Origin of the sequence: Pilibacter termitis (assembly GCF_900167335.1) — a bacterium.
Classification (GTDB): Bacteria; Bacillota; Bacilli; order Lactobacillales; family Streptococcaceae; genus Pilibacter; species Pilibacter termitis.
Genome location: NZ_FUXI01000017.1, coordinates 1 through 12,859 on the forward strand (window position 1 = coordinate 1; position 12,859 = coordinate 12,859).

The 12,859-nt window shown below is 36.5% G+C and carries 12 protein-coding genes; 2 read left to right on the forward strand and 10 right to left on the reverse strand.

All coding sequences use genetic code 11. The features are described 5' to 3' along the window. Positions 1-183: 183 nt before the first annotated feature. The 5 genes from B5D30_RS07665 to B5D30_RS14080 form a co-directional block, all read right to left on the reverse strand. Positions 184-2,049, reverse strand: a complete 1,866-nt coding sequence (locus B5D30_RS07665) for a heavy metal translocating P-type ATPase (RefSeq protein WP_078807481.1) — start codon at positions 2,047-2,049, stop codon at positions 184-186. A 146-nt stretch (positions 2,050-2,195) separates the two neighbouring features. Further along, positions 2,196-2,570, reverse strand: a complete 375-nt coding sequence (locus tag B5D30_RS07670; protein WP_078807482.1) for a DUF3021 domain-containing protein — start codon at positions 2,568-2,570, stop codon at positions 2,196-2,198. 10 nt (positions 2,571-2,580) lie between these two features. Further along, the gene (locus B5D30_RS07675; RefSeq protein WP_159443262.1) at positions 2,581-3,036 is read right to left on the reverse strand and encodes a LytTR family DNA-binding domain-containing protein; all 456 of its coding nucleotides are present in this window, start codon (positions 3,034-3,036) and stop codon (positions 2,581-2,583) included. 333 nt (positions 3,037-3,369) lie between these two features. Further along, positions 3,370-3,792 carry a replication initiation factor domain-containing protein gene (locus B5D30_RS14075; protein WP_234984640.1) on the reverse strand — a complete coding sequence of 141 codons (423 nt, stop codon included), beginning with the start codon at positions 3,790-3,792 and terminating at the stop codon, positions 3,370-3,372. Beyond that, positions 3,738-4,010, reverse strand: coding sequence for a hypothetical protein (locus B5D30_RS14080; RefSeq protein ID WP_327442537.1), 273 nt, complete (start codon positions 4,008-4,010; stop codon positions 3,738-3,740). Before B5D30_RS14080 ends, B5D30_RS14075 begins: the two co-directional genes overlap by 55 nt. Before the next feature lie 846 nt (positions 4,011-4,856). Between B5D30_RS14080 and B5D30_RS07690 the strand changes: the two genes are divergently transcribed. Then, positions 4,857-5,552, forward strand: a complete 696-nt coding sequence (locus tag B5D30_RS07690) for a helix-turn-helix domain-containing protein (RefSeq protein WP_078807484.1) — start codon at positions 4,857-4,859, stop codon at positions 5,550-5,552. A gap of 152 nt (positions 5,553-5,704) precedes the next feature. After that, positions 5,705-6,466: a hypothetical protein gene (locus tag B5D30_RS07695; RefSeq protein WP_078807485.1), complete on the forward strand. Its 762-nt coding sequence runs from the start codon at positions 5,705-5,707 to the stop codon at positions 6,464-6,466. Positions 6,467-6,737: 271 nt separating this feature from the next. Here the strand turns inward: B5D30_RS07695 and tuf are convergent, their stop codons facing one another. The 5 genes from tuf to purE all read right to left on the reverse strand — a co-directional run bounded on the left by tuf (position 6,738) and on the right by purE (position 12,758). Then, positions 6,738-7,934, reverse strand: a complete 1,197-nt coding sequence (tuf, locus tag B5D30_RS07700) for an elongation factor Tu (protein WP_078807486.1) — start codon at positions 7,932-7,934, stop codon at positions 6,738-6,740. Positions 7,935-8,096: 162 nt separating this feature from the next. Next, positions 8,097-9,806: a M3 family oligoendopeptidase gene (locus B5D30_RS07705; protein WP_078807487.1), complete on the reverse strand. Its 1,710-nt coding sequence runs from the start codon at positions 9,804-9,806 to the stop codon at positions 8,097-8,099. Between the two features lie 5 nt (positions 9,807-9,811). Continuing rightward, positions 9,812-11,122 (reverse strand): adenylosuccinate lyase, encoded by a 1,311-nt coding sequence (purB, locus tag B5D30_RS07710; RefSeq protein WP_078807488.1) that lies wholly within the window; start codon positions 11,120-11,122, stop codon positions 9,812-9,814. 33 nt (positions 11,123-11,155) lie between these two features. Continuing rightward, positions 11,156-12,286 carry a 5-(carboxyamino)imidazole ribonucleotide synthase gene (purK, locus tag B5D30_RS07715; protein ID WP_078807489.1) on the reverse strand — a complete coding sequence of 377 codons (1,131 nt, stop codon included), beginning with the start codon at positions 12,284-12,286 and terminating at the stop codon, positions 11,156-11,158. Next, on the reverse strand, positions 12,270-12,758 hold the full coding sequence (gene purE / locus B5D30_RS07720; protein ID WP_078807490.1) for a 5-(carboxyamino)imidazole ribonucleotide mutase: 489 nt from the start codon (positions 12,756-12,758) through the stop codon (positions 12,270-12,272). Before purE ends, purK begins: the two co-directional genes overlap by 17 nt. Positions 12,759-12,859 lie beyond the last annotated feature (101 nt).

Consider the following 12,859-nt stretch of genomic DNA (forward strand, 5'->3'; position numbering starts at 1 on the left):
TCACTGTTGCAGACTTCAAAACGCACCATTACGCTTTTAGTTTTTCTGCAATTGTTTATTTCCCCATTCCCTTCTTATTAAGGAAAGTTATAAAAATATTTTATCATACTTTATAGAAATATTGCCACAATTTGTGCAAAAAAAGATAGAGATTAGAACAACGTTTTGCTCCAATCTCTCATTCTAAGCTCTTAACATTCTTAAACCATTCAAAATAACTAAAATCGTACTTCCCTCATGTCCTAATACCCCTAGTGGAAGAGTGATAATTTGAAAGAAATTGGATAAAATAAGGAGGCAAATGATTGTTAGTGAAAAACAAATATTTTGTTTGATGATTTTTTTCATTTTTTTAGAAAGTTTATGACTAACAACCAAATTGCCTAAATCGTTTTTCATCAATACCACGTCTGCCACGTCCATTGCAATATCACTTCCCTCACCCATTGCCACACCAATCGATGCAGTAGCCAGAGCAGGTGCATCATTTATCCCGTCGCCAACCATTGCGTTCACAGCAAAACGCTCTTTTTGTTTTTGAATAAGGATCGTTTTATCTTCTGGCAAAAGATTCGCATATACTTCTTGAATCCCAATTTTTTGAGCAATATGATTGGCAACTCCTTCATTGTCACCTGTCATCATCATCGTTTGAATTTCGTGATAATTGAAGTATTGTACGGCAAGTACACTTTCTTCTTTTTCCGTATCAAGCAAAGCAAGAAATGCAATTAATTCATCATTTTTTGAACAGAAAATCACCGTTTTTCCCTCGTTTTTTAAACGTGTAATGTTTTCCAAAAGGCTGGGGTGAATTTTTGTTTTTTTCTCATCAAATGCGTGTTTCCCGATTTTATAAATCGCACCGTCTACTTCTGTCTCCAGACCAAATCCAGCTTTTTCAATGACTTCTAGCTTGGTAAAAGTGTGTGTTTCACTTGAGAGATACTCTACAATCGCCGTAGCAATCGGGTGCGTTGACATCTCTTCCATTGCAAGTAAAATAGGGGCAATGTTTCTTTTTTCTTCTAAAAACCATTCGTTTGTTACTTTCGGTTTCCCTTCAGTTAATGTTCCTGTTTTGTCAAAAGAAATTGCACGCAAGCCTTCCAAGTTCTCCAACGCTTGCCCTCCTTTAAATAACACTCCACGTTTTGCTAAATTTGACAACGTTGCAAGTGTTGCAGGAGTGGCACTTGCGACCAAAGCACAAGGTGAGGCAACGACAAGCAACACCATTCCACGGTAAAAACTATCATGCCAAGACCAAGAAAATAGAAAATGCGTCAGTAAAATCATCAAAGGAACAGCACAAAGAACAATTTTGACATAAGTGTTTTCAATTTTTTCAATAAAACTAGCGGTTTTTGTCGGATTGTTCTGTGCCTCGTCTACTAATTTCACGATTTTGGCAAACATCGTATCCTCAGATTTTTTCGTAACGACAATCGTAATCGCATTGCCTAAATTCATTGTGCCAGTGTACACACTATCCCCCGAAGATTTTTCAACAGGAATTGCCTCGCCACTTAGTAATGACTCGTCCACATTGGTTACACCGTGAAGAATTTCGCCGTCAACGCTAATATTTTCCCCTTTTGCCACCAAAATTTTATCTTGAAGTTCAAGTGAGGAAACTTCTACTTCTTCTATTGAACCGTCAGAATGTATTTTCTTTGCAACTGTCGGCTGTAAATTCATAAGAGAAGTGATTTCTTTCTTACTTTTACTCGTCGTATATTCTTCCAAAGCTCCTGACAAACAGAAAATGAATGTCAACATTGCCCCTTCTACCCAGTCGCCAATCGCACACGCTCCAATACTTGCAAGTGCCATCAACAAATCCACATTGAGCGTTTTATCCTCAAATATTTCTACAATTCCCTCGCTCGTCTGTTTCCAACCGCCAAAAAGGATAGCAAATATATACGGAATTTGATAAAAAGAACCTCCCAACCTCTCTACACTCCAACCTATTACCATAAAAAGTAAGCAAAGTCCTGTTGAAAGAAAGGCACTCCGTTCTTTATTTTTCACTAAATTCTTCATTTTTACCACTTCTTTCTATGCGTTCTCTACATTATTAAGATAACACAATAAAAAGCAAAAAGAGAGCAAAAATGCTTAAATAGGAATGAGAATCTTTATCAATGACAACACAAGAAAATAGTAAGCGTGAGTTTTTAGAGGTAGCATTAAGACAATTTCTGATTGATTCTCTCTATTTTCCGTTTCTTGTAAAGATACATAACAAACCAAATGATGAAAAATAAAATAAGGAAAAAAATCGTTGATGTTAGCACGATTACAAAATTCATCGGAATCCATTTGCAGTAAAATGCAATGGCTAAATAAGCGATATAGGAAACACCTAAATGAAAAAGTGTTTGTGTAAGGAGCGTGAGTTTTTCTACCTCATAAATTGCACTTGCCAGAGCAATGAATAAACTAAGCAATAAATAGGCGAACGCAAATCCTCTTGCCTCCAATGAAAATACTAAAGCTGAGAGCGTAAAGAGAATGGAGCCTAGAGAAATCCCAAGATATAATAGTTTTACGACTGTTTTCATTTTATTCACCTCATAATTTTTCTAATCGACGGAGTAATTCTTTTACAAATCGTCTTGAAACACTCAGTTTTCGCTTGCCTACTTCTACCAAATAATTGCCAGAAAACGAAAGCTCTAGCCGCCGAATATTTTTCATCTGGACATAGACTGATTTGGAAATTTGGATAAACGTGACATCATTTATTCTTTCAATCACCTGATAAAGCGGTCCATTTGTCTGATAGACCTCTTCTTCTGTTGTAATCTCCACCTTTTTCCCAAAACTTTCGATAATTTGAATGACGGATTTTTCAATTACCTCCACTCCGTCCGCTGTTTTAATTAACAATTTCGTTGTTTTTCCTTTGTCATATTCTTCTAAAAGTGTTACGATTTCCGCAATCTCCTCCGTTTCTCTCGCTTTTAACAACACTTCTGGAAAAGAAATCGTCTCATCGAGTAAAATTGATAGCTGGAATTTATTCAATGTCCTCACCTCTTTCTAGTGTTATCATAACAAATTTTTTCCATGTTTTGCGTGATTTGGTATAAGTGGTTGATTTTTGGGAATAAGAGGGGGAGTTTATCAAAAGCTTTCAACGTGGATAAACCACCTCCAAACAAAAACCATTGTTCCGTGTCTTTCAACCCCCTAGTCTCATATTTTCTTGGTATGTTTAATGGAGCAACATTTCCTAAATATCGTTTCCAGAATCGAGGAATTCTTGTGTGATTATCGTCTAAATAGAAAGTTAGTTCTTGTTTAACAAATCCACGTATTACACTTCTAGTGGTTGATTGTCTTGTGAAATCAATTCGACTACCGAGTGAGCTGCCTCTCGCTTAAATTCCACTTCAAGACGTTTCCAAGAGCCAATTCTTGAACTGCTCTTTTTTCCTTTTGGGCTGTTTCTAAATCTTTATCGTATATCCGAAACATGATATCCGATGTTCGCTTTCCAATATAGAGCGTTTTGCTGGTTTTTGTTCCAACTACATTGCTCTCAGCTATATGAAATTTTCGTTTTCTAGACTCGTACCTTTTTTTCTTACACAGCTTAATCAGTTGCTCTACCTTAAAATAAGGAAGTTCATTTCGATCATCAAGTGCAATATCTAAACGTTTGACTTTAAATCGTTGATTAAACTGTAATACAAGCTGTTGAAAAAATATGATCCAACTACTTTCTAATGAAATAAGCTGTCTTTCGTACAAACTGCAAGCATCTCCACTAAAAACCAAATAACACTCCGTCTCATCACTAGGAGGAAATTCAAACGTATATAACCATAAGAATAACAAACATCATACTCCTTGTGCCGAATTTGAGCTTTCTCTACTAAAAAACACTGCTTTTCAATTTTTAAAAGAGATTCCAACAGCTCTTCAATTGAACAATGATAAAAAATAATTTGTAGCCAATCAATTTTAGCCGTTACATTTTTCTGGCTTGTCTTCAATTATCTATCCCTTTCATCAACAATTTTGCGCATGGTTAGACGTGTCATAAACCTTGTTAAATAAGGTGTTTCATCAGAAGCAAAGCATAATGTTACAGTGCTATTAGCAATCACTGATTTCTCGCTTCGCTCTTCTTGCCATCTTTCCTATTTCCAATCTGCCGATTTTTGTCTTTGTTGACAAAATCGTCAGTTGAAAGGGAAATCTGTCAAGATTTCTTTCTCGAAAAAGGCTTATCCAACTTTCCATTCTCTAACTCAATGATACGCTCCTTTAACTGGTAGTTTTCACGCCTAACTAAGATCATCTGCTGATCCATGTCAGTCATTTTGGCAGTTAGATTATCTACCTGCTCATTCATTTTCTTAATGAATTTTATTAACTTGTCAAGGATCGTCCTATTCTCTATTTCTTTTTCATTTTTAATAACTTGTTTTTCAAAAGCTTCAACAACAGCTTCCTTTATAGGTCATCCTCGATTTCTCAAATCAGAAACTTGACGAAATTTTTCAACATCTGATTCAGAAAATTCATAGATTTTCGTATAGGTTGTTTTTCCTATTTGAATTGTTTTTTATTGAAATTTCACGTTACATAATTCCTCTGCAAACTTTCGCCAGCGATGAAATGTAGATACACTATTTAGACCATCAATTTTGTTAATTAATTCTTCTGAATCCATCTTATTCCACCTCCTTCTTCACAAACTTTAATCCGATTAAAAATGACTAAAATGCATTTAACTTTTAAAAGTCACTTTAAATCGTAATTTATTATACAACAAAACTTGATTATTACAAGTAGAAATTATATAATAATAAAAAAATACTTATGGGAGGCTTTTTATGATCGAGAATTTTGGATCAAATATTGCTCGCTTAAGAAAAGAAAAAAATATGACACAAAAAGATCTAGCGGATAAATTAGGGGTAAACAAACAAACTATATCCAATATAGAAAAAGGCGAAGGATATCCTACTTTTAAAAATCTGGAGAAATTGAGCCAAATTCTAAATGCCAATGCTATTCAACTATTTGGTAAACCTTCAGAAATTGTTGTATCAGATACCCCACTTATTTTAGATAGGATTGACGAATATCATGATAAAATACGAGATGTCTTACAAGTGGAAAAAGTATTTAGCACCTTTCACGATTCACAAGGAAATCCTAATGAGCTTTTTCATAATATTGTTACATTGGCAAGTAGTATAAAAACAATTGAGAAAGCATATGACCTTGATGAAAATGCCAATTTAACATCCCTACTTCCTTCAGATGAAGAAATATATATAATTAACACATTGGCAACTTCCCTTAAATATTTGGATGGGGTTTTTGTTGAAACTAAAATTCCAGATGAAAGAAGTATTTCAGAAGGTTTAAGTAATGGTTCTATTGACGAATTAGATATTTACGAAGGAAATATTCCATACAATGTTTATCCACCTAGAATTTCAAAGATTCTACCTACAGATGAAAAAATAGAAGAAGTTCATAGACTTGCTAAAGATTTGAAATATATAGAGGAAAACAAGTAAGCCCCTTATTCTTCTCGTGTAGGAAATTCTCTAATTATCGAAAAAGTGGTTATTTCTTTGATAATTGCGAGAATGAGGATTTTTTGTGAAAAATAGAAAGATACTAAAGCAACTGAAGAACTAATTTTTTTATAAAGAGAGGTGGAATAATTTTGAAAAAAGAGATATGGTTATCTAAAGATTATCTATACGAAAACATTGAATGGTATACTTCATGTTCCACATTACAGTCGTTAGATGATCAACAAAGAGCTTATCTTATATGGGATAGAGCCAATAGTTTAGTAGAAAAAAATGAAACTCCATTTGATCTTACTGATGGAATAACAAACCTAAAAAGAAGTATGAATCATCGTTTAAAACTGATTGAGGAAATATATAATTTTAAAAAAATTGATTTCCCCAAAAAGCCTAAAGGCTATTTAGAATTATTAGAAACTTATAACCTTGTAAGACCTTATCTAATGAAAATACTTCTAGAAATACGAAATCTCATTGAACACGATGATAGTCCACCACCCAATCAAAAAAGATGTAAAGAATTGGTTGACATGGTCTGGTACTTCCTTAAATCTACAGATTCCCTTGTTTTAAATTTAGTCTCTGATTTTGAGTTTCAGGTGTATGATAAAAATAATGATGAAACTCCATATGGAGGAACTGTCGAATTAGAACACGATACCCACAAAATCATAAAAATTCGTGGATGGTTTCCTTCTGAAGCCATAACTACAGAAAAACGAGAAAAATTTTTTTGTTTGTATACAGATTCCTTCCACGGAAAAGCAAAATGGAATAATACTGAATATCATCAAGACAAATTAGACACTGATATATATATCGATGGCATAATTGATACTAAAGATTTTGATTACCACAACTTAATTCGTCATCTATTAACATTAGCAAGATAATATGGTATAAATAATATTCTTGAAAAACTGCAACCATTTTGCAACCAACCCGACAATAACTTGCCAAATTCAAATAATCGAAAGGACACTAATTCCTTTCATATCACTTGTTTCTCACTTAATCAACCTCTATCATTACAGAGTGGGAATAAAAAAGCGCTAGAAACCTTTGATGCAAAGGATTTCTAGCGCTTTTAGTTTTGGATAAAAGAATATTGCACGTAAAAAAGCACAACCCGAAGATTGTGCTTTACATTCTACATTGTAGAAATTATGCTTCGATTTCAGTAACCATACCTGAACCAACAGTACGTCCACCTTCACGGATAGAGAAAGTAGTACCTTGTTCAACGGCGATTGGGTGAATCAACTCAACGTCGATAGTTACGTTATCACCTGGCATTACCATTTCAACATCAGCAGGTAATTGGATGTTACCAGTCACGTCAGTTGTACGGAAGTAGAACTGTGGACGGTAGTTTGTGAAGAATGGAGTATGACGTCCACCTTCTTCTTTAGAAAGAACGTAGATTTCTCCCTTGAATTTAGTATGTGGAGTGATAGAACCTGGTTTAGCCAATACTTGACCACGTTCGATTTCATCACGTTGGATACCACGTAGAAGTACACCAACGTTATCTCCAGCTTCAGCGTAATCCAAAGTTTTACGGAACATTTCCAAACCAGTTACAACAGCGTCTTTGATTTCTTCTTTGATACCAACGATAGAAACAGTGTCACCTGTTTTGATTTGTCCACGATCCACACGACCTGAAGCAACTGTACCACGTCCAGTGATTGAGAATACATCTTCGACTGGAAGCAAGAAGTCTTTGTCAGTGTCACGTTCTGGAGTTGGGATATACTCATCAACAGTATCCATCAATTCCATGATTTTGTCTTCAAATGCAGCATCGCCTTCAAGAGCTTTCAATGCAGAACCAGCAAGAACTGGAGCGTCATCACCTGGGAAGTCATATTCGCTTAACAATTCACGAACTTCCATTTCAACTAATTCAAGCAATTCTTCATCGTCAACCAAGTCAACTTTGTTCAAGAATACGATAAGGTTTTTAACCCCTACTTGACGTGAAAGAAGGATATGCTCACGAGTTTGTGGCATTGGTCCGTCAGTTGCAGCTACTACAAGGATAGCACCATCCATTTGGGCAGCACCAGTGATCATGTTTTTAACGTAGTCCGCGTGTCCTGGAGCGTCAATATGTGCATAGTGACGGTTAGCAGTTTCGTACTCAACGTGTGCAGTATTGATTGTGATTCCGCGTTCGCGTTCTTCTGGAGCAGCATCAATTGATGCGTAGTCTTTCGCTACGTTTACACCGCTTGGTAAACGACGAGACAATACAGAAGTGATTGCAGCAGTTAAAGTAGTTTTCCCATGGTCAACGTGTCCGATTGTACCAATGTTAACGTGTGGTTTACTGCGGTCATAATGTTCTTTAGCCATTTTGTAAAAAACCTCCTATGGTTCAAAAAAAATAATATTTGAGATTAGCATTCGTAAAGATACTACTGTCTAATCCTCACTTTTTTCATTATATACTATTTCCGCTAAAACTCAACTAAAAAGCGTGAATTTCTACAAAAAAAGTTTTATTTTCACATTTTTTTAGGAAAGTGCCAGCTCTTTTTCTGAAATAGCACTTAAATAATCGTCTACTTCTTGAATTACTTCACGTAAAGTTCCTTTTTCAAACGGTGAGTTAGCTCCTGTAAGTTCAATAATTTCAAGGAATGTTTTTGTCCCTCCTACACTTGTAGCCTCTAAATATTTCTCCCAAGCGTTACTTGCTTGTTCCACGTTAAATTTTTTCCAAAATTGCAGTGCAACCACTTGAGCGAGAGTGTAGTCAATATAGTAGAAAGGTGCTCCAAAAATATGTGCTTGCTTAAACCAGAAAATTCCTCTTTCTAAATCTGGACTTTCACTATAATCTTTGTGCGGTAAATACATTTTCTCCAGTCGTCTCCAAGTCGCTTTACGCTCGACAGCACTCCATCCTGTATGAGTATAAACTTCTTGTTGGAAATGGTCAACAAGTACACCGTAAGGCAAAAATTGAACACCTGCAGATAAGTGAGAAAATTTGTAGCGATTGGTGTGTTCCTTGAAGAAACTTTCCATCCATCGCCATGTGATAAATTCCATACTCATAGAGAAAATTTCCGCTGCCTCAATTGTCGGCCAAATGAGTGAGTTTTCCTGAATATGTCTTGAAGAATATACTTGGAAAGCGTGTCCTGCCTCATGTGTCAACACGTCAACATCTCCGCTCGTTCCGTTGAAATTCGCAAAAATATACGGAGATTTTTCATCAGAAATATACGTGCAGTATCCGCCTCCCATTTTTCCTTTTCTCGCATCCAAATCAAGTAAATCACGCTCTACCATAAAGTCGAAAAATTCACCTGTCTCTTTGGAAAGTTCGCAGTACATTTTTCTTGCAGCTGCTACAAGTTCATCTTTTTCTCCTTGTGGTGTTGCATTGCCATCTAAAAATTGCAAATCTAAGTCGTAGTGTTTCATTTCTTCCACGCCAATACGTTTCCCTTGTCTAGCGTAAAGTTTTTGAGCCACAGGTACTACAACTTCTAAAACTTGTTTACGATAGTATTCAATATCCTTTTGCGAATAGCCAAAACGTTGGCGAATATCTAACGACATTTCAACATAATTGTTATAACCTAACGTTACTGCTTGTTGATGACGGTTTTTAATCATTTCGTCGTAAATACGGTCAAATTGTTCTTCGTTTTGAACATACCACGCTGTTCTTGCTTTATCCGCACGTTTGCGAACTTCACGATTGGTATCCGTCATGAACTTAGCCATTTGTGGCAAATTGTAAACCTCACCGTCAAATTCGATTGTTGCGTTCGCCATTAATTCATCGTACTTTGAAATTAATTCATTTTCTTGCTGACGAAGGTCAAGTGTCGTTTCTGAAATGGTATTGGTTTTACATTTAGCGAGCAAGAAAAGAGTTTTAGGAAAAATTTCTTGTAATTCTTTCACAAATGGTGATTTCAAAAGTGCAGAGGACGTTTCCATTGCACATTCGTCAAATAATGGAGCGTACTCATTCCACCACTCATCTTCTTTTTTGTGAAATTCATCATTAACATTTAAAGAAAAATGGATTTGGTGCAATGTTCCCATAGATTCAACCGTTGCCTCTTCTTCAAGTAATAAACGAAAAAGAGAGGAGGCTTCTTCTACTGTTTTCGCCTGTTCAAATTTCTCTCGTGTTTCACGAACTTTTTTTGCATATTCTTCGTAGTTTGGTCTTTTGTAAATATAGTCTTTGAATTTTTTCATAAAATTTATTTTCCTTCTTTTTCGTTCAATCCAACACGCTCGAAAATTTCATCTACACGTTTCAAATGGTAATTGTAATCAAATGCTGCATCTATATCTTCTTTGCTTAAAATAGAGGTAATGCGTTCGTCTGATTCTAAAAGAGGACGGAAATCGACTTGATTATCCCAACTTTCAGCAGTTTTTGGTTGCACCAAATCATACGCCTCTTCACGTGTCATTCCTTTGTCGATAAGTGTCAACATCACGTGTTGCGAGTAAATAAGTCCAAATGTCGCATTCATGTTACGTTTCATGTTTTCAGGGAATACCGTTAAGTTTTTAACAATATTACCAAAACGATTCAACATATAATCAAGCAAAATCGTCGTGTCTGGTGTGATAATGCGTTCTGCTGAGGAATGTGAAATATCACGTTCATGCCAAAGTGGAACATTTTCATAAGCAGTTATCATATGTCCTCGAATGACACGGGCAAGTCCTGTCATGTTTTCGCTCCCGATAGGGTTGCGTTTGTGAGGCATTGCACTACTTCCCTTTTGACCTTTCGCAAAAAATTCTTCTACTTCACGTTGTTCGCTCTTTTGAAGTCCACGAATTTCTGTTGCCATGCGTTCAACACTTGTGGCAATCAAGGCAAGTGTCGCAAAATATTCTGCGTGCAAATCACGAGGCAATACTTGCGTTGAAATTTCTTGCGGGCGAATGCCTAGTTTTTTACAAACGTATTCTTCTACAAATGGAGGAATATTGGCAAACGTTCCGACTGCTCCACTAATTTTTCCAGCCTCAACACCAAGAGCTGCGTGTTCAAATCTCTCGATATTGCGTTTCATTTCTGAATACCAATGAGCGAGTTTTAAACCAAATGTCGTAGGTTCCGCATGAACACCATGAGTACGTCCCATCATCACAGTATATTTATACTCTTTTGCTTTGTTGGCAATGATTTGAGTGAAGTTTTGCAAATCTGCACGTAAAATATCGTTCGCCTGCTTGAACAAATAACCATAAGCTGTATCTACTACATCTGTCGAAGTCAATCCATAATGCACCCACTTGCGTTCTTCACCAAGAGATTCGCTGACTGCACGAGTGAAAGCTACCACATCATGACGTGTTTGCTGTTCAATTTCTAAAATGCGGTCAATATCAAACGTTGCCTTTTCACGAATTTTCGCCACGTCCTCATGCGGAATTTCACCTAACTCAGCCCAAGCCTCATCTGCTAAAATCTCGACTTCAAGCCATGCTTTATATTTATTTTCCTCTGTCCAAATATTGCCCATTTCTTCTCTTGTGTAGCGTTCAATCATTTTTTATAAGCTCCTTGTTTTTATTTTTTATGCTCAATCCCAAATCGCCGTCTGGAAAATTTCCTCAAGTGTTTCTTCGACATTTTCAGTCAAAATGGTAATATGCCCCATTTTTCGACCATATTTCGCCTCTTTTTTTCCATAGTAATGGAAGTGCCAATCTGGTTTATCTTTGATAAAATTTTGTGTATCGTAAAATTCATTCCCCAAAACATTCACCATTACAGCTCTACTTAATATTTTTACTTCTGGAAGTGGCCAACCACAAATTCCTCGGATATGTGCCTCAAATTGACTCATGCTACAAGCCTCAATCGTATAATGCCCCGAATTGTGCGGACGTGGAGCAAGTTCGTTGACGTAGAGACTTCCTTCTTTTGTTAAAAACATCTCAATGCAAAGCGTTCCGCTTAATTTCAATGCTTTTGCAATAGTTAAGGCAATGCGTTCGGCTTCTTCGCCAATTTCTTGCTCAATACGAGCGGGTGCAATGGTTTCATGCAAAATATTGCTACGATGAATATTTTCAACCGCAGGAAAAACAGTAAAGCTATCTTTTCCATTTCCTGCAACAATCACTGAAATTTCCTTTTCATATGGAATCCACGCCTCTAAAACGCACGTGCCGTCACGCAAAAGATTCATTGCTGGTGCGACATCAGACATAGAATAAATCACGTATTGTCCTTTTCCGTCGTATCCACCTCGTGTTGTTTTCAATACACATGGGAATCCTACTTCTTCTAGTCCACGCTGAATATCAGAGGCACGAATAATCGTAGCATACGGTGCAATAATGACATTATTTTCCTCCAAAAATACTTTTTCAAGGAGTCTATCTTGTGTAATTGCGAGCAAATCCGTTCCTTGTGGAATTTCAGCCTTTCCTTGCACGTTATTGAGGGTTTCAACGTCCACATTTTCAAATTCATAGGTGATAATCGTTGATTTCTCAGCAAGCTCAGTCATTGCTTTTTCGTCGTCATAATCCGCTTGGATATGAAAATCAGCTACTTGGGCAGCGGGAGCATCTTCCGTTGGGTCAAGTACACCGACACGAAAGCCCATATATTTTGCCGCAACACACATCATGCGACCAAGTTGCCCGCCACCTACAATGCCAATTGTTTGTTCTGGTAAAATTATTTTAGACAAGTTTCTCACTACTTTCTAGTACGATTTTTTTCAAATTTTCTCTACGTGTCTCTAGTCTTTCAGCAAGTGTTTCATCTGTCATTGCAAGCATTTCAACAGCTAAAAGCCCTGCATTCACTGCGCCAGCACTTCCAATTGCAGTCGTTGCAACAGGTACGCCTCCCGGCATTTGAACAATTGACAAAAGAGAATCTAAACCACTTAATGCTCTGCTTTGAACTGGAACACCAATCACTGGCAAAGTTGTTTTACTTGCCACCATTCCTGGCAAATGAGCAGCTCCTCCAGCTCCTGCAATAATTATGCGAAAGCCATTTTTTCGTGCGTTTTCAGCGTGTTCAAACATCAAATCAGGTGTGCGATGTGCAGAAACTACTTTTTTCTCATACGGCACTTCAAATTCATCCAAAATCGCACAAGTTTCTTTCATTGTTGACCAATCACTTGTACTGCCCATAATAACGGATACGATAGCTGACATTTTTTTCTCTCCTATACCATAAAAGTCTTTTCCTTTATTCTACCAAAAGATAGAAAAGATTTCAGCATTTTATCGAATGATTCTTCGTTTTTTTTGTTGAA

Coding starts and splice junctions, on each gene's coding strand:
- purE (WP_078807490.1), bottom strand. CDS start 12,758: ATGTCAGCTATCGTATCCGTTATTATGGGCAGTACAAGTGATTGGTCA.
- tuf (WP_078807486.1), bottom strand. CDS start 7,934: ATGGCTAAAGAACATTATGACCGCAGTAAACCACACGTTAACATTGGT.
- B5D30_RS07665 (WP_078807481.1), bottom strand. CDS start 2,049: ATGAAGAATTTAGTGAAAAATAAAGAACGGAGTGCCTTTCTTTCAACA.
- purB (WP_078807488.1), bottom strand. CDS start 11,122: ATGATTGAACGCTACACAAGAGAAGAAATGGGCAATATTTGGACAGAG.
- B5D30_RS07705 (WP_078807487.1), bottom strand. CDS start 9,806: ATGAAAAAATTCAAAGACTATATTTACAAAAGACCAAACTACGAAGAA.
- B5D30_RS07690 (WP_078807484.1), top strand. CDS start 4,857: ATGATCGAGAATTTTGGATCAAATATTGCTCGCTTAAGAAAAGAAAAA.
- B5D30_RS07670 (WP_078807482.1), bottom strand. CDS start 2,570: ATGAAAACAGTCGTAAAACTATTATATCTTGGGATTTCTCTAGGCTCC.